The sequence below is a fragment of the Ruegeria lacuscaerulensis genome, assembly GCF_013031245.1.
In the GTDB taxonomy this organism is placed as follows: domain Bacteria; phylum Pseudomonadota; class Alphaproteobacteria; order Rhodobacterales; family Rhodobacteraceae; genus Ruegeria; species Ruegeria lacuscaerulensis_C.
In genome coordinates, this window is sequence record NZ_WPZL01000011.1 from 1 (window position 1) to 21,337 (window position 21,337).

The following is a 21,337-nucleotide window of genomic DNA, read 5'->3' on the forward strand; positions in this document are numbered from 1 at the left end:
ACCCGTCGCCGTCGCAGGCATCTCAGACGCAGACATGACACCCCAAAAAGAGGCGTAATGGCGTGAAGCCTCTGCGTACAATCCTCGGGGTTGCAAGCAGCTCCGACAAAATCATCGCCCTCGCTGAGGGCGATGATCCTCGTGTCGTAGACGGTGCGTTGAAGGCGCGAGCCGAAAGCGTTGCCCGGATCATCCTGGTCGGAAACCGTGACAAGGTAACCGCGTTATTGGCCGAGCGTGGCGGTGCGGATGTCAAAGGGATCGACATTCACGACCCAAGTGATTCACTCCATAACGAGGGCTTCGCCGCGTCACTTTACGAATTGCGCAAACACAAGGGGATGACCCTTGAACAGGCGCAGCAACAAATCCACAACCGACTGAACTATGCAGCCATGCTTGTGCATGAAGGCCTGGCGGACGGCACCGTAGGTGGGGCTGTTGAAACCACTTCGGACACCGTGCGGGCCGCCTTGCAGATCATCGGCAAAGCTAGGGATGCCAAGATGGTATCCAGTTTCTTTCTGATGCTCTATTGCCGGGACCACCACACCGTTCGCGGCGCACATATCTTTGCTGATTGCGGGTTGGTCGTCGATCCGAACGAACAAGAACTTGCGGAAATCGCCAGAGCGTCGGCCGAATCATACCGGACTCTGACCCGTGAAACACCCCGCGTGGCGATGCTGTCCTTTTCCACTGGCGGCAGCGCAAATCATCCACGGGTCTCTAAAGTCGTCGAAGCGACACAGATTGCAAAATCTGCCAATCCCGATCTTCTGATCGATGGCGAGTTGCAGTTCGACGCGGCCTTCGTTCCCGAAGTGGCAGCCAAGAAAGCCAAGGACTCGCCGCTGAAGGGTGAAGCGAATGTCTTTGTCTTCCCAAATCTGGATGCTGGCAATCTCGGCTACAAAATCGCCCAACGGATCGGCGGAGCCGAAGCCATAGGACCGGTCCTTCAAGGCCTGGCGAAACCGGCAAATGACCTGTCACGCGGATGTTCCGCCGAGGACGTTCTGCACATGATCGCTGTAACCGCCGTACAGGCCCAACATGGCGAGGCAGAAAATTAATCGCATCTGAATGGCGGGGTAAAAATAAAATTCCGATTGGCCCCAAAATGTGAGAATGATCGGATTACAAGCTACAGGGACGCATATGAACCAGCCAGTTATTGAAACCTCGCCCAAAGTCTCGGACGAGGTCCGCAAGACGACCTGCTACATGTGCGCCTGTCGCTGCGGTATCAATGTCCACATGAAGGATGGCAAGGTTGCCTATATCGAAGGCAACCGTGACCACCCCGTCAACAAGGGCGTGCTCTGCGCCAAGGGCAGCGCCGGGATCATGCAGGTCAACGCACCGTCACGTCTGCGCAAGCCCTTGCGCCGGGTCGGGCCGCGCGGTTCCGGTGAATTCCGCGAAATCGAATGGGACGAGGCGATCAGCACGGCGGTCGGCTGGCTGAATGAACTGCACGAAACCGCACCACAGAAGCTGGCGTTTTTCACAGGCCGCGATCAGAGTCAGAGTTTCACATCCTTCTGGGCGCAAAATTTCGGCACGCCGAACTATGCGGCACATGGCGGGTTCTGTTCCGTCAATATGGCGGCGGGCGGCATCTATACGATGGGCGGCGCATTCTGGGAATTCGGTCAACCCGACTGGGATCACACGAAACTGTTCATGTTGTTCGGTGTGGCCGAAGACCATGACAGCAACCCGATCAAGATGGGCATCGGCAAGATCAAGGCGCGCGGGGCAAGAGTGATCGGGGTGAACCCGATCCGCTCGGGGTATAACGCCGTGGCGGATGACTGGGTCGGGATCACGCCCGGCACAGATGGATTGTTCATCCTGTCTCTGATCCACGTGCTGATGAAAGCAGGCAAGATCGACCTTGAGTACCTCAGCCGCTATACCAACGCGCCGGTTCTGGTAAACGCCGCCGAAGGCCCTGAAAAGGGTTTGTTTCTGCGCGACGAAGATGGCAAGCCGCTGGTAATCGACCGGGCGACGGGGAAACCCACGGCCTTTGACAAACCCGGTGTACGCCCTGATTTGTCTGCGACCTACGAAAAAGATGGCGTCACCCACCGACCTGTCTTCCACCTGATGGCCGAGAAGTACCTGTCAGACGATCATGCGCCCGAGGCTGTGGCCAAGCGCTGCGGCATCCCGGCCAGCCGCATCCGCGCTATTGCTGCCGAGATCGCCCGCGTGGCCTTTGATGAGGCCATCGAGCTGGATCAGGAATGGACCGATTTCCGGGGCGAGACGCGCAGCAAGATGATCGGTCGACCGGTCAGCTTCCACGCCATGCGTGGTATTTCGGCCCATGCCAACGGGTTCCAGACCTGTCGCGCCTTACACATACTGCAAATCCTGCTGGGCACGGTCGAGGTCCCCGGTGGTTTCCGATTCAAGCCGCCCTACCCCAAACCGGTAGAAGCGCATCCAACCCCGCATGGTGACCGCCGCCCCGGACGCCCGCTGGAAGGCCCGCATCTTGGCTTCCCGCGCGGCCCTGACGACCTGCTGTTGGACGATTGCGGAACACCGCAGCGCATCGACAAGGCGTTCACCTGGGAAAACCCGATGTCTTCCCATGGCCTGATGCACATGGTGATCTCGAACGCCGCGGCCGGTGATCCCTACAAGATCGACACGCTGTTCATGTACATGGCGAACATGTCGTGGAACTCGTCCATGAACACCAAAGGCGTGATGGAGATGCTGACCGCCCGCAATGAGGACGGCAAATACACCATCCCGCGTATCATCTATTCGGATGCTTACTCCTCGGAAATGGTCGCCTATGCCGACCTGATCCTGCCCGACACAACCTATCTGGAGCGGCATGACTGTATCTCACTGTTGGACCGCCCGATTTGCGAGGCCGACGCCGCCGCCGACGCCATCCGCTGGCCGGTGATCGAGCCCGACCGGGACGTGCGCGGATTCCAGTCGGTGTTGATCGAACTGGCCAACCGCATGAGTCTGCCGGGCTTCACCAACGAAGACGGCAGCCCCAAATGGAAAGACTACGCTGATTACATCGTCAACCACCAGCGCAAGCCGGGTATCGGCCCGCTGGCGGGTTTCCGCGGTGAAGACGGCAACAAGGAAGGGCGTGGAGAGGTCAACCCTGACCAGCTGAACCGCTATATCGAAAACGGTGGTTTCTACGTCGCGCATATCCCTGAGGGGGCCGACTATTACAAGCCATGGAACACGGCCTATCAGGACTGGGCGGTCGGAATGGGCATCTACGACAGCCCTCAGCCCTACCTGTTCCAGCTCTACTCGGAACCGATGCGCAAGTTCCAACTGGCCGCCGAAGGGCATGGCGACCGCCAACCGCCCGAGCATCTGCGTCAACGGATCAAGAACACAATGGACCCTCTGCCGATCTGGTACGAAACCGATCAGCAGGGCAACGAAGGTTTCACCGTTAACGCCCTGACCCAACGCCCGATGGCGATGTATCACAGCTGGGGCACCCAGAACGCCTGGCTGCGGCAGTTGCACGGGCGCAACCCGCTCTATGTGCCGACCAAGTTGATGCGGGAACATGGGCTGCAGGACGGCGACTGGGCCAAGGTCAGTTCTCCGCATGGTGAAATCACGGTGCCAGTCATGGAAATGGCGGCGTTGAACGAGAACACCGTCTGGACCTGGAACGCCATTGGCAAACGCAAGGGCGCCTGGGCTTTGCAGGAGGACGCGCCCGAGGCGACCAAAGGCTTTCTGCTGAACCACCTGATCCACGAACTTCTGCCACCTAAGGGCGACGGAATGCGGTGGGCCAATTCCGATCCGGTGACCGGTCAGGCCGCCTGGTTCGACCTAAAAGTGAATATTGAGAAAGCCGATCCTCCGTCAGACGCGGAAAGCCAGCCAGAATTCGCACCCATCGAATCACCGGTTGGCACCGGCCCGAAAGATCTGGCGTGGAAGGTAGGCAAATGACCCAACTCCCTCAGTCCACTGACCGCAAGATGGGTCTGGTCATCGACCTGGATACCTGTGTCGGATGCCATGCCTGCGTGATTTCCTGCAAGGGCTGGAATACGGAAAACTACGGCGCACCCCTGTCCGATCAGGACGCCTATGGCGCTAACCCGTCTGGCACCTTCCTGAATCGGGTCCACTCTTACGAAGTGCAACCCGCCGAGGGTCACGCGCAGCTGATCCACTTCCCCAAATCCTGCCTGCATTGCGAGGACGCGCCCTGCGTCACCGTCTGCCCCACCGGGGCCAGCTACAAGCGGGTCGAGGACGGCATCGTTCTGGTCAACGAAAGCGACTGCATCGGCTGCGGCCTGTGCGCGTGGTCCTGTCCCTATGGCGCGCGCGAGCTGGACATGGCCGAGGGCGTGATGAAGAAATGCACCCTCTGCGTTGATCGCATTTACAATGAAAATCTGCCCGAAGTGGATCGCATTCCCTCCTGCGTGCGCACCTGCCCCGCAGGCGCCCGCCACTTTGGCGATCTGGGTGACCCGAACAGCGATGTCAGCAAACTGGTCGCGGAACGTGAGGGCATGGACCTGATGCCCGAAATGGGCACCAAACCCGTCAACAAATACCTGCCACCGCGGCCCAAGGACAAAATCGAGGACCAGATCGACATCCTGGCCCCCCTGCTGGCCCCGGTTGCCGAAGAACCCAAAGGCTTCCTTGGCTGGCTCGACAAGACACTGGAGAAGCTCTGATGCATCCGGCCCCTTCTGTAATCATCTTCACGACATTTTCGGGTCTGGGCTTTGGGTTGCTTTTTTTCCTGGGCCTCGGCCAACCCCCGGTAACGGGGTTTGTCGCCTTCGTTTTCTACGCTATCGCCTATGCGCTGGCGGTGGGAGGTCTGTTGGCGTCGACCTTCCACCTGGGTCACCCGGAACGGGCGTGGAAAGCATTCAGCCAATGGAAGTCCAGCTGGCTCAGCCGTGAAGGGGTCTGCGCGGTTGCTGCGCTCATCGTCATGGGGCTATACGCTCTTGGGGCTGTGTTTTTGCAAAGCCACTGGTCACTGTTGGGTTGGATCGGTGCAATACTCAGCCTTGCCACCGTTTTTACCACCTCGATGATCTATACCCAGCTCAGGACCATCCCGCGTTGGAACATGAACCTGACACCGGCTGTGTTTTTGTCCTTCAGTCTTGCAGGCGGTGCATTGCTGTCCGGAGCCGAAACTCTGGCCCCATGGCTGCTGGCCGTCGCAGGTGCTGTACAGCTTGCATATTGGGCGAAAGGCGACCGTGCGCTGGAAAGTTCCGGTACCAATCTGGGTACCGCCACAGGGTTAGGACGCCGCGGTGCTGTCCGCGCGTTCGAACCGCCGCATACAGGAACCAACTATCTGCTGCGTGAATTCGTACATGTCGTTGGCCGTAAACATGCGCAGAAGTTGCGGACGATATCGTTCATACTGGCGTTTGTCCTGCCCTTGCTGTTGATCCTGACACCGGTCTCGGGTGCTGTGATCAAACACATCTTTGCGCTGTTTGCCGTACTGTCGCATCTGACTGGCGTCGTGATCTCTCGGTGGTTGTTCTTCGCGCAGGCCGAGCACGTGGTCGGGCTGTATTACGGCAAGCGCTGACCAAAAAAGAGCCTTCCTCCCGAGGCTCTTTTTTTCGAACCATGTCACAAACCCGGTGACTCATCCGTCCTGTTTTTGTTCACTTCCAAAACAGGAGAATTCAATGTCACCGCGGATCAATCACTTTGCCGTTGCACCGACCTTGCTTCAGCCCATGCTTGACATGGAGGAGCGCCTGCGCGCGTCCCAATTGGAACACAGCCTGATCGAGCTCGTTAAACTCAGGGTCTCACAGATCAACGGCTGTGCCTATTGCATTCACATGCACACACATGACGCCCGCGAGAATGGCGAAACCGAAGATCGCCTGCACTTGCTGAATGCCTGGCATGAATCATCGTTATATTCTGAACGCGACCGCGCGGCGCTGGCATGGGCCGAAACCCTGACCCGGATTGAGACCAGCCGTGCCCCTGACGACGTCTATCAGGTAATGGCCGATCAGTTTTCGGAACAGGATCAGGTGGCGCTGACCCTTGTGATCACCACGATCAATGCCTGGAATCGCCTGGCCATCGGATTTGCGATGCCACACCCGGAATCCAGCAAGGCCACCGCTGCGTGACCCGGTCGGAGTCACAACCTGAAGATCGGGCTTTTGTCGACGTGCAACCGCGCCTATTTGCGGTTGCCTATCGCATGCTCGGATCAGTCAGCGATGCCGAGGATATCGTGCAGGACTCCTATCTTCGCTGGCGGCGTGTCGATACAGAACAGGTACGTGATGAAACGGGTTACCTGATACGGGTTGTGACTAGACTTTGCCTCGACCACTTGCGCGCAGCGCGGGCCGTGCGCGAGGTCTATCCCGGCGAGTGGTTGCCGGAACCCCTGATCACCGAAGATGCCACCGAACGGCTTGACCGCGATGTTTCGGTGGCGCTTCTGATGGCGCTGGAGCGTTTGTCGCCACTGGAACGCGCGGCCTTCCTTCTCCATGACGTGTTCGAACACTCGTATGACGACCTGTCCGAGACACTTAAACGCAGCCAAGGCAGCTGTCGCCAACTGGTCAGCCGCGCCAGAAAACATGTTGAGCAGGTAAAGCCGCGCGTCAGGGTCGAGCGTGAACAGGGTGAAGAACTGGCCAAGGCGTTTTTCGACGCTGCCAAAAGTGGCGACACGAAACACCTGACCAACCTGCTCGCGCGGGATGTTCAGCTGCACTCGGATGGTGGTGGAAAGATCATCGCAACCCTGAACCCGATTTACGGTCGGGACAAAGTTATTCGGTTTTTCGCAGGATTGGCGCGGAAACCCTCCGCTGCTCAAAGCGTTACCTGGGTCTTTTGTTGGCTGAACGGCTTGCCAGCGATCCTCAACCGAGAGCCCGGCGGGTCATTGCAGGCAACGTCACTGAAGATTGAAAAGGGCAGGATTGCGACCATCTACATGGTGCGCAACCCCGACAAAACCCAGCATCTGGAGAAGCTGTTGAGTCGATAGGGCCCACTGGGTCCAGCAGGCCCCGATACTTGGGTTCAGAGCAGCCCCGCGTGCACCATTGCCGCATCAATTGCGGATTTGGTGCTGACCTCCAGCGGAGTCAGCGGTGAACGGACCTCTTCGCTGCACAGACCCAGCTTGCTGAGCGCATATTTCGCGCCAACCAGGCCGGGCTCGATAAAGATCGCTTCGTGAAGCGGCATCAGGCGGTCCTGATACTCCAGCGCTTTGGTATAGTTGCCGTCCAGCGTTGCCTGCTGGAACTCAGCGCACAGTTTTGGTGCGACGTTGGCAGTGACCGAGATGCAACCTACACCGCCATGCGCGTTGAAGCCCAGCGCGGTCGCGTCCTCGCCCGACAGTTGACAGAAGTCAGCACCGCAGCTTGCGCGCTGCTGGCTGACGCGGGCCAGATCACCAGTTGCGTCCTTGACGCCGACGATGCGCGGCAGTTGCGCCAGCTCGCCCATGGTCTCGGGCGTCATGTCGACAACCGACCGGCCGGGGATGTTGTAGATGATGATCGGAATATCCGCGCAATCGTGCAGCGCGCGGAAATGCGCCAGCAGACCCTTTTGGGTCGGCTTGTTGTAATAGGGCGTCACGACAAGCGCTGCGGCCGCTCCAACTTTTTCAGCGAATCGCACGAACCGGATCGCCTCGACAGTATTATTCGACCCTGCACCGGCAATTACGGGCACACGACCGGCAGCTGATTTGACGACCTCTTCAACAACAGTCTCGTGCTCTTCGTGGCTCAGCGTCGGGCTCTCGCCGGTGGTGCCCACGGGAACCAACCCGGTCGAGCCTTGCTGAATCTGCCACTCCACCAAGTGTTTGAGCGTCTTCAGGTCCAACTCGCCGTTGCTGAACGGGGTGACGAGGGCTGGCATCGAGCCTTTGAACATGACACGCTCCTTAGAGTGCAGTTAGTGTTTTTTTGCCCAAGGACCGTCACAATCTTGGCGATGTGAGTTGATACCTTCGGCGCAAGGTTTATCCTGAATGGCTGTATCCTTGGTTGGTTGGGAAATGCAAGGCATGACACGCGTTCTGACGCTTTTGATAGTGGTGATTCTTGGGTCAATTGGGCAGGCGCAGGCCGATACGGCAGGCGATCTGCGCGCCGGTATGACGGAAATGCGCAAGAGCGACTGGAATGCCGCTCTGCGTGTGTCCGGTGCACGCGGGTCTGTGTCCCGCGATATCATCGTCTGGCACTGGCTGCGCGAAGGTTTTGGCAGTTCCGGTGACGTTCTGGTGTTTCTCGATCGGCGTCCGGACTGGCCCGGCCTGGCCTGGCTGCGGAGCAAGAGCGAGCCCGCCTTTACCGGTGCCGACCCCGACCGGGTATTGAATTTTTACGCCGACACGCCGCCGCAGACCGCCGAAGGGGCGTTGAACTACGCTGTCGCGCTGAAGGCAAAAGGCCGTCCAGGCGATGCCGAAGCCGATATTGTCACCGCTTGGCGCACCATGCCCATGGGCAGGGGCCTGCAAAAGGACTACCTGGAGAACTTCAGCACTTTGCTGAAACCTCATCACGCGGCCCGACTGGACCGGATGCTGTGGGACAATCATCTGGTCAGCGCCGGGCAGATGCTGCCGCTGGTCAGCGCAGATGAGCGTAAGCTGGCCGAGGCGCGGATCGCGCTGCAAAAGCGTCAACCGGGCGTGGACGGTAAGGTCTCTGCCGTTCCGAAATCTCTCGCAGACTCTCCCGGACTGGCCTTCGACCGCTTCGTCTGGCGCGACAGGAAGGAACTGGACGAAAGCGCAATTGACCTGATGCTGACTCAGTCAACCGGCCCCGATGCGCTGGGAGAACCGGACAAGTGGGCCGAGGGGCGCCGCCGTCTGGCGCGGCTGGAGATGCGTAATGGTGGCGCGAAGCGCGCCTATGCAATTGCCGCCAACCATCATATGACCCCTGAAATGGGTTATGGCTATGCCGATCTGGAGTGGCTGGCCGGGTTTCTTGCCCTGCGCAAACTGAACGACCCGGCCACGGCGGTCCGGCATTTCCAGAACTTCTCGGATGCAGTGCAATCGCCGATTTCCAAAGGGCGCGGCGGGTATTGGCTGGGCAGGGCCTATGCCGCGCAAGGCGATGCTGAAAAAGCCTATGAGGCCTATGCGAAAGGCGCGGATTACCAGACGTCTTTTTATGGCCTGTTGGCGGCCGAGCGGATCGGGCGACCCTTTGACAGTGAATTGGCCAATCCCCGCCGGGCACCACACTGGAAACAGGCCGAATTTGCTGATTCAAGCGTGTTGGAGGCCGGCCTTTTATTGCTGCGCGCGGGTGAGGACAACCTGGCCGAACGCTTCCTGACCCATCTGGTTGAAGAACTGGATCAGGTGCAGGCGACACAGCTTGGCGATCTGGTGATCGAACTGAAAGAGCCGCACCTGGCCGTGATGATCGCCAAACGTGCTGCAAAAACCGGCATCGTTCTACCCGCCGCCTACTACCCGGTGCACCCGGTGGCTGATATCGGTCTGCCCATGGCCAAAGAAATGACACTGGCCATCGCCCGCCGCGAAAGCGAATTTGACCCAGTCGTGGTCAGTGGTGCGGGTGCGCGGGGATTAATGCAGGTGATGCCGGCAACGGCCAAACTGGTGGCAAAGGAACTGGGCATCCTCAGCGGTCACAAGACGTTGAAACTGACCTCGGACTGGCAGTATAACGCCAAGCTGGGCGCAAACTACCTGTCCGGGCTGGCGGCCGATTTCAACGGCAACGTTGTGATGATGGCCGCAGGGTATAATGCCGGACCGCGTCGGCCAATTTCCTGGATGGAGCGCTATGGTGACCCTCGTGCCGGCGAGATCGACATGGTCGACTGGATCGAGACCATCCCGTTCAGCGAAACCCGCAATTATGTGATGCGCGTGGCGGAAAGCCTGCCGGTCTATCGCGCCCGCCTGGGTCAGCCCGCGCTGCCCATCCCGTTTTCGCAGGAACTTGTCGGCTCAACCCTGGCGTCTTTCGCGCCATAGGGTGAACAGCCCCGCGGCCACGACCAAAGCTGCGCCTACGATAACCGCTGGGCGCAGCGACTCGCCAAAGATTGAAATACCCAGAATCGCACTCCAGACCAGATGGAAATAGGCAAAAGGCTGCACCGCGCTGGCTTCGGCCATCTCGTAGCATTTGATCAACAGCCAATGGCCCAAAACACCGCTGACGCTCAATAAGGCCATCCAGCCCCAGTCTGCGGGCGCCATCGGTTCCCAATACCACATCCCGACCAAAGTCATCGCCACAGCCCCAGCGACACCTGTCCAGAAGAAGCTGGTGGCGGCGCTGTCCTTGCGGGCGGCATAGCGGGTCAGCAACCCGTACAGCGCAAACATCAGCGCGGAAATCAGCGGGATGATGGCCCATGGATTAAAGACTCCAGCCCCGGGTTGCAGGATGATCAGAACCCCGACGCAGCCTACCCCGATCGCAGCCCAGCGGCGCCATCCCACCTGCTCACCAAGGACTGGCCCGCTCAGCGCGGCGACCAGCAGCGGGTAGCAGATGAACACCGCCATCGTGTCGATCAGGCCCAGAACCGTGAAGGCAAAAACGGCGACACATATTTCGGCCGCTAAAAGCACACCGCGAAACACCTGCAACCCCGGCTGGCTGGTCCGTGTCGCGGCCCTCAGGCCGCCGGGCGCGCGCGCTGCCAGCGTGATGACAAACGCGGCAAAGAACCAGTAGCGGATCATCACAACCATGTAGGTGTTGTACGTCCCGGCCAGATGGCGCGAGATACCGTCCTGCAGGGCAAACACGATCGTCGCCGCGATCATCAGGCCGATTCCGGCCCGCACGTTATTCTGCTGTGTCATGCTTTGATCGCTTGGGTCATGTGGCGCTTGCGGCCATAGCCGGGGGTGCGGGTGACAGAGAACCCGGCCTCTTCCAACCCCCGCCGCACGAAACCGGCGGCTGTATAGGTGGCCGCCGTGCCCACGACAGTCGTATGGTCCGCCACCTGTTGCATCAGATCAGCCCCCCACAATTCAGGGTTCTTTGCCGGAGAGAACCCGTCCAGAAACCACGCATCCGCTGCGCCGGTCCAACCCCGCAGGGTCTGGCGTGCATCCCCCTCGACGACTTCAAGCCGCAAAGTACCCAGATCGCACGCTCCGCCCTGCCACTGCGCAAGGAAACGCTCGCTCCAAGGGGCAAGTTCAGGGAATGCCGCCAGTGCGCGGGCCATGTCCGCAGAATCCATTGGGAACGCCTCAAAGCTGGTAAAGGACAGGGGGGTGGTCCGGCCGGACTTCTCCCATTCGGACCATACGGTCAGCATATTCAGACCGGTGCCAAAGCCCAGCTCGGCAATATGAAACCCCGGCGCGAACCGCGCGGGCAGATCATTGCCCGCCAGAAACACGTGCCGCGTTTCCTCCAACCCGTTTTGCAACGAGAAATATGGGTCGTCGAAACGATCCGAGACCGGAATCTGATCATCGGTCCATGTCAGTTTGGCACGCTGGTCTGCCATTGGGAAATCCTGTAGCTAAGCGGCGCGACACTGAACAAGGATAAGGGGAATGGCAATGGTCGATGTAACGGTGCGCGGTGCGGGGATTTTCGGCCTGTCCATCGCCTGGACCTGCGCGCGGCGCGGCGCAAAGGTGCAGGTTGTTGACCCCTTCGGCCCCGGCACCGGTTCCAGCGGTGGGTTGGTGGGCGCGCTGGCCCCACATGTGCCTGAGAACTGGAACGCGAAGAAAGCCTTTCAGTTCGACAGCCTGATCATGGCCGAACCGTTCTGGAAACAGGTCGAAGCCACCGGTGGCGTCTCACCCGGATATGCGCGGCTGGGACGCCTGCAGCCCATCCCGGACGCCCGCACGCTCGAGCTTGCCCATGCGCGCGCGGGCACAGCGGCTGAGCTGTGGCAGGGGCGGGCCGAGTGGCGGGTCGTAGAAGCGGCTGACATTGGCGCGTGGTGCCCGCCCAGCCCGACCGGGTTCGTGATCCACGATACGCTGAGCGCCCGCATGCATCCCCGCCGAGCGTGTGCCGCGCTGGTCTCGGCGCTGGCGGTGATGGGGGTTGAGGTCCAGAAGGATGCGCCCGACCGTGGCCAGGTCATTCACGCCACGGGTCTGGCCGGATTGCAGGAACTCAGCGCCGCTTTTGGCAAGACCGTCGGCAACGGCGTCAAAGGGCAGGCCGCCCTGCTGCGGTTCGACGCAGGCGAAGTCCCGCAGCTGTTTGCCGATGCCGTCCACATAGTGCCACACGCAGATGGAACTCTTGCAATCGGCTCGACATCAGAACGCGACTATGACGACCCCACCAGCACCGATTCCGCATTGGACGATGTGCTGGACCGTGCCACGCGCGCGGTGCCGCTGCTGCACGGCGCTGAGGTCATTGAAAGATGGGCAGGCGTGCGCCCCCGCAGCAAAAGCCGCGCGCCGATGCTGGGTGCCCACCCGCTGCACCAGGGGCAGTTCATCGCCAACGGAGGGTTCAAGATAGGCTTCGGCATGGCCCCCAAAGTGGCCGCAGTCATGGCCGATCTGGTTCTCGACGGGCGCGATACCATCCCCGAGGAATTCCGACCCGAAGCCTCACTCTGACAGGGGCGTAGCTTCAGCCGTCATGCATTGCCGTCCGTCGGGCCCGCGCACCCACAGAGCCTGACCGTTCCGGCAGAGGGATGCCGTTTCGAAATGCATCAGCGGTGAGGACGCGCGGAACGTGAACTGCTCCAGCGGTCCCATCAATTTCTCGGCGAACAGCATCAGATGCTGCGCCAGCAGCGGGCCATGCACGACCAGCCCAGCATACCCCTCGATGTCGCGCGCATAATCCAGATCGTAGTGAATTCGGTGGCCGTTGAAGGTCAGCGCCGAATAGCGAAATAGCAGGGTGGAATCAAAAGTGACCTCACGCCGATCTGTTTCGTCGATTCGCGCGGTCGGCGGAGCTGGCTTGGCTTCATCGGCTGAGGGATCCTGGTGATAAACCAGATCCTGCCATTCGGTCAGGCACAATGTGTCACCCTGCCAAACCTCATGGCGCAATGTGACAAAGCCCAGCTGCCCTGTGCGGCCGGTTTTCGAAGTTGCATTTTCCCGAACGGACCGCCGTTCGGCCCCGGTGCCCGCAGTCAATGGGGCGTGAAAATGCAATCGCCCCCCTGCCCACATCCGACGCGGCAGTCCCATGTCCGGGATCAGCGCACCTCCCACCTTTGGATGCCCGTCGCGCCCCAACTCCTGCGGCGGGCGCGGCGACCAGAAATACAGTTGGTGAAAGAACGGCGGCAACGGTGCACCGTGCCCGATCGTCACCGCCTGCCCCAGCGCTGCCTGAAATGCAGCGGCGCGGGCCGGATCTATCACGTCGGTCTGAGTTTCTTCCGCCATAGCGGCAGATTAGGTAGCAGTGCGTTTGGGGGCAAGCGGCAGGACAGGATTAAAACCCGGCCTCTGACCGCAGTTTCTGCATCAAAGTTCGCAAAGAGCTTTCATAGCGTTCACTTAGTAGTTTTCCCTGTTCGTCAAATTCGTTCGAACTGCTGGCCAGATGAATTTCAGGCCCCTGCAGAATGCGCGGCTGGAAGGGAACCATATAGCTACGCAGAACCATCTGCGCGCGCTCGCCGCCCGCGCGGCCCGCGGCAGCCGACATCACGGCGACCGGTTTGTCAGCCCAAGGGCGGCCGTCGGTTCGGCTAACCCAGTCCAGTGCGTTTTTCAGAACCCCCGACGGCCCTTTGTTATATTCCGGGGTGGAAATGATAACCGCGTGCGCCTGCGCAATCTGATCGGACAGCAGCTGAACAGCCTGGGGAATACCCTCACCGTCTTCCAGATCGCCGTCATAAAGCGGCAGGTTCAGATCCGCCTCGATAAACGTGCCAGGCTCGAACAACCGCGCCGCCTCGCGCAGCAGTTTGCGGTTGGTGGCGCTTTGGCGCAACGAGCCGGAGAGGCCAAGCAGGATCGGTTCGGACATAGGGAACTCCGTCATGGTGTTTCCCAAAAGCTAGCCCAAAGCTTGCGTGTACCAAAGCCCGGGTGACGCGCAGTCAATGTGCAAAAAAAGGGCGCCCGAAAGCGCCCCGTCACGTTACGTGCGACCGTTGGGGATGATCTCGATATCGACCCGACGGTTTTGGGCCTTGCCCTCGGGCGTCAGGTTCGAGGCGGCGGGCCGGTTTTCCCCAAGACCGATTGTGGTGATCCGCACCCCGTTCACACCATTGGCCTGAAGGATATCCGCCACGGACCGGGCGCGGCGTTCGGACAGGGCCTGATTGTAGGACGCCTCGCCATCGCTGTCGGTATGGCCGATAATCTGAACGTTCGAGTTGGGGTACCTCACCAGATTCTGACCGACCCGCACCAGATCGGAACGCAGCGCAGGACGCACGGTCGAGCTGTCGGTGTCAAAGGTGATATCATTCGGAACGGTGACGATCAGGCGGTCCCCCGCATTGACGATGGTGATGCCGTCATTAGCCAGTTGCTGACGCAGTTCCGCCGCCTGCTTATCCAGTTGATTGCCGATCAAACCTCCGCCGGCCGCACCAACGGCAGCCCCGGCCACCGCACCCAGCAGGGGGTCAGAGCCATTTGCGATGGCCCCGACGCCCGCCCCGACCAGGCCGCCCAGAATTGCGCCTTGCTTGGCGTTCTGGTTGGGGTCGGAGGGCAGGTTCAAGGTACCGGGGTCAGTACAGGCCCCAAGAAACAGGGCCGAGCAAAGCCCGGCGGAAAGAACGAACTTGGAAATCGTCATGGAATCACCTTCTGCTCCGGGGTCCGTTCACCGGACCCGTATTGTTTGGCGCAGTTTATCACGCCGCTTGTACGCAGTCACAAGCAACAATTCGGTGAAATCGGCAATTCCCCGCCGTTCAACTGACGTTTGCGGGTTCTTCCCAGCGGTTCTGTTCCTGCCAGATCGCGCGCAGCGGTTCGCCCTGTCCACAGAAGTGGTCGTCAATCAACTCGCACGCCCAGATCCGATCGGTGCGGAAATGGCGAAACCCGCTTCTTAATTCGCACCACGCAGCCAGCATGGTGCATTCGATGTGATAGATCAGAGCAACAGGCCGGACGATCCGCTCAGTCCGGTCGCCTTGGGAATTGACATAGGTTATACGAATTTTGCGCTCGGCCCGAATGGCCTCGCGGTAATTCACCACGGGGACACAACCTTTGGCCGGGTCGTCCATGGGTGCCCCCCACGGGGCAACTTGTAGCCAATCGGCGGGCACGCGCAGGGCTTCGATCTTGCGGCACACCCGGTCGGCGGCCTGTTGCAGGGTACTGTCACCGGTGCGCGCCAGCATCGACAGTCCGACCCAAAGCGCCTCGACCTCTTCGGCATCGAAATTCAGCGGCGGCAAGTCATAGCCACGCCGCATCAGGTAACCGACCCCCGCCTCGCCCTCGATCGGGGTGCGCTGAGCCTGCAGGGCCGCAATGTCCCTGTAAACCGTGCGCGCGGACACCTCGAGCTTTTCCGCAAGCATCTCGGCCGTGACCGGCGCTTCGGCGGACCGCAGGATTTGGATGATTTCGAACAGGCGGGTCGAGCGACGCATGGGGTTCTCCGGGTGATCTGCTGACACACTAGCACACCCCCCTGACAAGGTGATGTCAGGAGTGATGCGGCAGGTTTGAACCCTAAAGGAAAGGAGTTCGACCATGCCATATCTCGACAACCACGTGATGATGACCCTGAAACTGGATCGCTGGTCACAGGACCACAACCTGCGCGCCTTTGAGATTGAGCGCGAGATCATGGCTGCCCGCCAGCCGTGCGCACCGCGCAAGCGGACAAAACGGTTTTCACTGGGTAATCTGAAGATGCTGTGGACCAGCACAGCCTAAAGTCAAAAATCAGCCGGGGCGCGGAATTTCACCGAGACGCCGCCTTCGGGATTCTTCAGGCGTAACTCCTCGGAATGCAGCATCAGACGCGGAAACTCTCGCGCCGCGCCCTCGGCATAGAACGGATCCCCCAAGATAGGGTGGCCCAGCGCCTGCATATGAACGCGCAGCTGGTGGGATCGGCCTGTTTTCGGAAACAGGCGAACTCGGGTCGTCTCGCCTTCGTGTTTGATTACACGCCAGTCGGTAACTGCGGGTTTGCCTGTTTCATGGCACACCATCTGACGCGGGCGGTTGGGCCAATCCACGATCAGCGGAAGTTCCACAGTTCCGGTTTTCGGCTCGACCCGCCCCCAGACACGGGCGACATAGGTTTTGCGGGTCTGTCGTTTCTCAAACTGCATGCTCAGGTGCCTTTGTGCATGGGGCGACTGGGCAAACACCATCACACCTGACGTGTCCCGATCCAACCGATGCACCAAGAGCGCCTGTGGAAACGCCGCCTGTACCCGCGTCAGCAGGCAATCAGCCAGATGTTCACCTCGGCCCGGCACAGACAGCAGCCCCGAGGGCTTGTTCACTACGATCAGCTGCGCATCTTCGTGCAGCACGTCCAGGGGCGTTTTCGGGGGATCATAGGTCTCGCTCATGCGCGCCTGCCTATCGCAGCACGCTGCCTCCCGCAACGTCGGCCTTGCCTGAACGGATAGGTTCAGCAAATCTCGGGCCAAAGCAGAGGAGAAGCCATGCACCCCACGATCGAGCGCATGCAAGAAGTCGTTGCCGAAGGCGATGAAAACCTGATCCAAGAATTGCTGGCTGAAGATGTACGGTTTTCCCCGCCGACTTATTACAGCACCTGGACTGGGCGCGCACGTGTGGCAGCAGTTCTGGGGCATGTGGGGCAGGTGTTTTCGGATTTCAGCTATCGCCGGATCATGGGCGACGGCAAGGACTGGGCGCTGGAGTTTCAGTGCAAGGTCGGTGATCTGGACGCGGTGGGCGTTGACCTGATCACCCTCAACGACGACGGCCTGATTCAGGAGTTCGAGGTCGTTATGCGACCCTACAAAACCATCGGTGCCCTGCGCGAAGCGATGATGGAGCGGGTTATGGCGGATGCCCGTTTTCTCGAATTCAAAAGCGCGCTGAGCTGACCATGCCTGTCCCAATTGCATCCGATCAGATTCTGCGACTGCCCCTGCTGCCGGTTCTGGCAGCGCAGGGCCTGTCTGTACGCCGCAACGCGCAACTGCTGCCCGAGCCTATTGGTCCCCGCGAAGGGCGCGAGGGACGTGGCCCCCGATTGCGTCTGTTGATCGCGGGCGACAGCTCGGCCGCAGGCGTTGGCGCGGGCACACAGGCGCAGGCGCTGTCAGGTCATCTCGTGGCCCGGTTGGCCAAACACTATGCGGTGGAATGGCGGCTGGAAGCTGCAACAGGGCACACCACACAGGACATGATTGATCGGCTTTGCAGCCTGGACGGCCAATTTGACATGGCTGTAACCGCCCTTGGCGTGAATGACGTCACCAGAGGCGCTTCGCAGAAGCGATTCATCGAACGGCAGACACGGTTGCTGAACCTGCTGACCGGGCAACTGGGGGTTCGACGGGTCGTTGTAACAGCCGTGCCGCAAATGAACCGCTTCCCTGCCTTGCCGCAACCTCTGGCCTGGGTTCTCGGGCGTCAGGCCGAACGGCTTGACCAGGGTTTGCAACAGGTGGCCACGCGCTTTCTGCAGGCTCGGCACCTGACACTGGACTTGCCGGACGACCCCGCGCTGGCAGCACTGGACGGGTACCACCCCAGCCCGAAAACCTATGCCATCTGGGCCGAAGAGGCCGCCCGCCTGCTGCGTCAGGCCTGAGCCCGTATCTGCCGGATCATCGGGATCGTGTACACAATCAGAGCCGCCCAGATCAGTGGGAACGCAATCATGCGCCCACGGTCAATCTGTTCGCCAAACAAGGTGATGGCGGTGATGAAGATCATGGTTGGTGCGATATATTGCAGAATGCCCATTGTCGACAGGCGTACCAGCTTGGCCCCGTTTGCGTAGACCAGCAGAGGAACGGCAGTCACCACCCCGGCACCGGCCAACAACATGGTATCTGTTGCGCCTACCCCGAAATGCCCCGACCCCTGTGCACCCAACCATGTCACATAGGCCAGCGCGGGGATCAGCAGGATCAGCACTTCAAGCAAAAACCCCTGATTAGGACCTATGGGGAGCGACCGTTTGAAGAAAGCATAGAATCCCCACGTGACCATCAACCCCAGCGCTGGCCAGGGCAGACTTCCGGCCTCGACAATCAGAACCAGTACCCCCAACGCCGCAATCGCAACTGCTGCCAGTTGGGTTCTGGTCAACGGCTCACGCAACAGAACCGCGCCCAATGCAATGCTGAACAACGGGTTGATGTAATAGCCCAGCGCCGCATCCAGTGCCCGGTCATAAGCAATTGCCCAGACGTAGATCGCCCAATTCACCGATATCAGCGCGGCAGTCAAAGCCGCCATGCCAAGCATCCTGGGGTTTGCCAGTGCAGCCTTCAGATCCCGCGTACGCCCCAGAGCGACTAGTAACAGACCCGCGACGGGCACAGACCAGATGATGCGATGAGACACGATCTCGACCGGGCCAACATGTGACATGGCCTTCATATAAAGCGGCAGGAACCCCCACAGGACATAGGCTGTTGCGGCCAGCGCCAATCCTCTGGGTGTGTCCACATTGTTCGGTGGTACGGGGGAGTCTGCCACGACAAGTCTCCGGCTGATACTGTTTGTCTTTACGGCAAATCAGACCGGGTTGGAAACTGTGAAAACTGTGAAGCGAGCCATCAGGAATTCTGATATGTCGCGCATTCCGTAAACACGGATTGCAACTGAGCCGGGGCACTGTTGCGCCCCGGCAGTTTTATGAAACTCAAAAAGTCAGACTTTCACCCGCTCGGACTTCGGGTCGTACATCGGCTTGAGCGACGCCTCAGCCTTCACTTTCACGCCGCAAACGTCGATCTCGTACGCCGAGCCCAGCACATCCGCAGCTTTTTCGCCCTCGCAGGGCACATAGCCCATGCCGATGGCCCCGCCCAGTGTGTGGCCGTAGTTGCCAGAGCTCAGATAGCCCACATACTCGCCGTCACGGATGATCGGCTCGTTGTGGAACAACAGCGGTTCGGGATCGGTCAGTTTGAACTGGACCAGGCGGTTTTTCGGTCCGTTTTCCTTGCGCGCAATCACCGCCTCGCGCCCGATAAAATCGCAGCCCTTGTCAACCTTGACGGCAAAGCCGAGGCCCGCATCGACGACGTGATCCTCGCAGGTAATGTCGTGGCCGAAATGGCGGAAGCCCTTCTCGATCCGGCAGCTGTCCATCATGTGCATACCACAGAGTTTCAGGCCCATGCCCTGACCGGCCTCATGCAAAGTTTCGAACACGTGGCCCGCCATATCCGACGAGACATAGATTTCCCAGCCAAGCTCGCCCACGTAGGTCACGCGATGGGCGCGGGCCAGGCCCAGGCCGATCTCGATTTCCTGTGCGGTGCCAAACGGATTGCTGGCATTGGTGAAATCATTGGTCGAGACCTTTTCCAGCAAGGCGCGCGCATTCGGGCCCATCACGGCCAGAACGCCCTCGCCCGCGGTCACGTCGGTGATGACCACGTTGAATTTGCTTGCGTGGCGGTGCATCCAGGTCTGGTCCGCCAGTCGGGTCGCCGCCGGGGTGACAACCAGATACAAGGTTTCGGTCAACCGGGTGACGGTCACGTCGGCCTCGATTCCGCCAGTGCGGTTGAGGAACTGGGTATAGACGATCTTGCCGTTGGGCACCGAGTAGTCGCCACCGCCGACATAGTTCATGAAGGCTTCGGCGTCGGGGCCTTCGACCCGGATCTTGCCGAAGGACGACATGTCGTACATGCCAACGTTTTCACGCACGGCGCGGTGTTCGGCGGCCGAGTTTTCGAACCAGTTTTGCCGTTTCCAGCTGTATTGGTATTCGCGCTCCTGCCCTTCGCTGGCGAACCAGTTGGCCCGTTCCCAACCACCGAGTTCGCCGAAAACGGCCCCCTGTTCCTTCAGGTGGTGATGGAACGGCGTCCGTCGTACTCCACGCGCGGTGGCCTTCTGACGGTAGGGGTAATGGTCGGCATAAAGCAGGCCCAGCGTTTCCTTGGAGCGTTCGAACAGATACTGCTTGTTGCCCTGGAACGGTTGCATCCTGCTGATGTCCACATCGCCCAGGTCGAACGGCTTTTCGCCCGTATCCATCCACTCTGCCAGCGCCATGCCCGCACCGCCGGCAGACTGAATGCCGATCGAGTTGAAGCCCGCCGCGACCCAGACGTTATCCATCTCGGGCGCCAGACCCAGATGATAGGCGTCATCGGGGGTAAAGGATTCCGGTCCATTGAAGAACGTGTGAATCCCCGCCTCGGCCAGCATCGGCATCCGGTTGCAGGCGTGCTCGAGAATCGGTTCGAAATGGTCGAAATCCTCGGGCAGCTGGTCGAATTCGAACGTGTCGGGAATGCCCTCCATCGCCCAGGGCTTCGCGTTCGGTTCAAACGCGCCCAGCAGCATTTTGCCCGCATCTTCCTTGTAATAGGCGCATTCGTCCGGCACCCGCAGCACCGGCAACTGGGTTAGGCCGTCGATAGCTTCGGTCACGATGTAGAAGTGTTCGCAGGCGTGCAGCGGTACGTTCACACCGGCCATGCGACCCACTTCGTGGCCCCACATACCGGCACAGTTTACCACCATGTCACACTCAATATGGCCCGAGGCGCTGCCATCGTCGGCAACCCAGTTGACACCGGTCACCTTGCGGCCATGTTTGACGATATCGGTAACCTTCACGCGTTCCTTGACAATGCCGCCGCGCTGACGGGCACCTTTGGCCAGCGCCAGAGCGATATTCGCCGGATCGCCCTGCCCGTCCAGCGGCAGGTAAACGGCGCCCTTTACATCCTCAAGGTTCAGATGCGGGTACAGTTCGGCCACTCGGTCGTTCGAGATTTCCTCGACCTCGACGCCAAAGGCGCGGGCCATGGCGGCCTGACGGTAAATCTCTTCCCTGCGCTCTTCGGTCAGGGCGACGGTGATCGACCCGCACCGTTTGAACCCGGTGGCAACGCCTGTTTCCTCTTCCAACGCGCCATAAAGCTCCTGACTGTATTTCGCCAGCTTGGTCATGTTCGCCGTCGCGCGCAGCTGCGCAATCAAGCCCGCCGCATGCCATGTTGTACCACTGGTCAGCTGCTTGCGCTCCAGCAGCACTACGTCATTCCACCCCTTTTTGGTCAGGTGATACGCGACCGAGCATCCGATGACGCCGCCGCCGATGATGACCACTCGGGCCTTGCTGGGAAGATCAACCATCCTGAAATCTCCGCTGTG

General features: G+C 60.2%; 21 protein-coding genes. 11 read left to right on the forward strand and 10 right to left on the reverse strand.

Translation table 11 applies throughout. The features are described 5' to 3' along the window. Nucleotides 1-62 precede the first annotated feature (62 nt). From pta to GOX66_RS14050, 6 genes are all read left to right on the forward strand, one after another. Complete coding sequence (gene pta / locus GOX66_RS14025) at nt 63-1,076, forward strand: phosphate acetyltransferase (RefSeq protein WP_170763363.1); 1,014 nt, start codon at nt 63-65, stop codon at nt 1,074-1,076. Nucleotides 1,077-1,161: 85 nt separating this feature from the next. Further along, nucleotides 1,162-3,975, forward strand: coding sequence for a molybdopterin oxidoreductase family protein (locus GOX66_RS14030; RefSeq protein ID WP_170763364.1), 2,814 nt, complete (start codon nt 1,162-1,164; stop codon nt 3,973-3,975). Continuing rightward, nucleotides 3,972-4,721 (forward strand): 4Fe-4S dicluster domain-containing protein, encoded by a 750-nt coding sequence (locus tag GOX66_RS14035; protein WP_170763365.1) that lies wholly within the window; start codon nt 3,972-3,974, stop codon nt 4,719-4,721. Before GOX66_RS14030 ends, GOX66_RS14035 begins: the two co-directional genes overlap by 4 nt. After that, nucleotides 4,721-5,608, forward strand: a complete 888-nt coding sequence (locus GOX66_RS14040; RefSeq protein WP_170763366.1) for a dimethyl sulfoxide reductase anchor subunit family protein — start codon at nt 4,721-4,723, stop codon at nt 5,606-5,608. The genes GOX66_RS14035 and GOX66_RS14040 overlap by 1 nt, the downstream gene beginning before the upstream one ends. A gap of 103 nt (nt 5,609-5,711) precedes the next feature. Further along, nucleotides 5,712-6,173 carry a carboxymuconolactone decarboxylase family protein gene (locus tag GOX66_RS14045; RefSeq protein ID WP_170763367.1) on the forward strand — a complete coding sequence of 154 codons (462 nt, stop codon included), beginning with the start codon at nt 5,712-5,714 and terminating at the stop codon, nt 6,171-6,173. Then, complete coding sequence (locus GOX66_RS14050) at nt 6,170-7,054, forward strand: RNA polymerase sigma factor SigJ (protein WP_170763368.1); 885 nt, start codon at nt 6,170-6,172, stop codon at nt 7,052-7,054. Before GOX66_RS14045 ends, GOX66_RS14050 begins: the two co-directional genes overlap by 4 nt. A 35-nt stretch (nt 7,055-7,089) precedes the next feature. Here GOX66_RS14050 and dapA read toward each other — a convergent pair whose 3' ends face one another. After that, nucleotides 7,090-7,962 carry a 4-hydroxy-tetrahydrodipicolinate synthase gene (dapA, locus tag GOX66_RS14055; protein WP_170763369.1) on the reverse strand — a complete coding sequence of 291 codons (873 nt, stop codon included), beginning with the start codon at nt 7,960-7,962 and terminating at the stop codon, nt 7,090-7,092. Nucleotides 7,963-8,095: 133 nt separating this feature from the next. On the opposite strand from dapA, the gene GOX66_RS14060 reads away from it, so the two are divergent. Then, on the forward strand, nt 8,096-10,060 hold the full coding sequence (locus tag GOX66_RS14060; protein ID WP_170763370.1) for a lytic transglycosylase domain-containing protein: 1,965 nt from the start codon (nt 8,096-8,098) through the stop codon (nt 10,058-10,060). Here the strand turns inward: GOX66_RS14060 and GOX66_RS14065 are convergent. Continuing rightward, entirely contained in the window at nt 10,034-10,903 is an 870-nt protein-coding gene (locus tag GOX66_RS14065) for a DMT family transporter (protein ID WP_170763371.1), read from the reverse strand. The two genes, GOX66_RS14060 and GOX66_RS14065, sit on opposite strands and share 27 nt — an antisense overlap. Then, nucleotides 10,900-11,565: a tRNA (5-methylaminomethyl-2-thiouridine)(34)-methyltransferase MnmC2 gene (gene mnmC2, locus GOX66_RS14070; protein ID WP_170763372.1), complete on the reverse strand. Its 666-nt coding sequence runs from the start codon at nt 11,563-11,565 to the stop codon at nt 10,900-10,902. Before mnmC2 ends, GOX66_RS14065 begins: the two co-directional genes overlap by 4 nt. Nucleotides 11,566-11,614: 49 nt before the next feature. Between mnmC2 and GOX66_RS14075 the strand changes: the two genes are divergently transcribed. Further along, complete coding sequence (locus GOX66_RS14075; protein WP_170763373.1) at nt 11,615-12,655, forward strand: NAD(P)/FAD-dependent oxidoreductase; 1,041 nt, start codon at nt 11,615-11,617, stop codon at nt 12,653-12,655. On the opposite strand, the gene GOX66_RS14080 is transcribed toward GOX66_RS14075, so the two are convergent. From GOX66_RS14080 to GOX66_RS14095, 4 genes are all read right to left on the reverse strand, one after another. Then, the gene (locus GOX66_RS14080; RefSeq protein ID WP_170763374.1) at nt 12,647-13,447 is read right to left on the reverse strand and encodes an HTD2 family dehydratase; all 801 of its coding nucleotides are present in this window, start codon (nt 13,445-13,447) and stop codon (nt 12,647-12,649) included. The genes GOX66_RS14075 and GOX66_RS14080 overlap by 9 nt on opposite strands. Nucleotides 13,448-13,496: 49 nt before the next feature. Next, nucleotides 13,497-14,039: an NADPH-dependent FMN reductase gene (locus GOX66_RS14085; protein WP_170763485.1), complete on the reverse strand. Its 543-nt coding sequence runs from the start codon at nt 14,037-14,039 to the stop codon at nt 13,497-13,499. A 114-nt stretch (nt 14,040-14,153) separates the two neighbouring features. Next, complete coding sequence (locus GOX66_RS14090) at nt 14,154-14,825, reverse strand: YiaD family glycine zipper/OmpA-like lipoprotein (RefSeq protein ID WP_170763375.1); 672 nt, start codon at nt 14,823-14,825, stop codon at nt 14,154-14,156. Nucleotides 14,826-14,943: 118 nt separating this feature from the next. Then, nucleotides 14,944-15,636 (reverse strand): helix-turn-helix transcriptional regulator, encoded by a 693-nt coding sequence (locus tag GOX66_RS14095; RefSeq protein ID WP_170763376.1) that lies wholly within the window; start codon nt 15,634-15,636, stop codon nt 14,944-14,946. Nucleotides 15,637-15,739: 103 nt separating this feature from the next. Between GOX66_RS14095 and GOX66_RS14100 the strand changes: the two genes are divergently transcribed. Further along, entirely contained in the window at nt 15,740-15,925 is a 186-nt protein-coding gene (locus tag GOX66_RS14100) for a hypothetical protein (RefSeq protein WP_170763377.1), read from the forward strand. A 2-nt stretch (nt 15,926-15,927) separates the two neighbouring features. On the opposite strand, the gene GOX66_RS14105 is transcribed toward GOX66_RS14100, so the two are convergent. After that, the gene (locus GOX66_RS14105; RefSeq protein WP_170763378.1) at nt 15,928-16,575 is read right to left on the reverse strand and encodes an RluA family pseudouridine synthase; all 648 of its coding nucleotides are present in this window, start codon (nt 16,573-16,575) and stop codon (nt 15,928-15,930) included. Between the two features lie 96 nt (nt 16,576-16,671). On the opposite strand from GOX66_RS14105, the gene GOX66_RS14110 reads away from it, so the two are divergent. Further along, nucleotides 16,672-17,082, forward strand: coding sequence for a nuclear transport factor 2 family protein (locus GOX66_RS14110; RefSeq protein ID WP_170763379.1), 411 nt, complete (start codon nt 16,672-16,674; stop codon nt 17,080-17,082). Between the two features lie 2 nt (nt 17,083-17,084). After that, nucleotides 17,085-17,795 (forward strand): SGNH/GDSL hydrolase family protein, encoded by a 711-nt coding sequence (locus GOX66_RS14115; protein ID WP_170763380.1) that lies wholly within the window; start codon nt 17,085-17,087, stop codon nt 17,793-17,795. Here GOX66_RS14115 and rarD read toward each other — a convergent pair. After that, a complete protein-coding gene (rarD, locus tag GOX66_RS14120) occupies nt 17,786-18,691 on the reverse strand; it encodes an EamA family transporter RarD (RefSeq protein WP_170763381.1) in 906 nt (301 codons plus the stop codon). The two genes, GOX66_RS14115 and rarD, sit on opposite strands and share 10 nt — an antisense overlap. A 174-nt stretch (nt 18,692-18,865) precedes the next feature. Next, entirely contained in the window at nt 18,866-21,319 is a 2,454-nt protein-coding gene (locus GOX66_RS14125; protein ID WP_170763382.1) for a GcvT family protein, read from the reverse strand. Between the last annotated feature and the right edge of the window lie 18 nt (nt 21,320-21,337).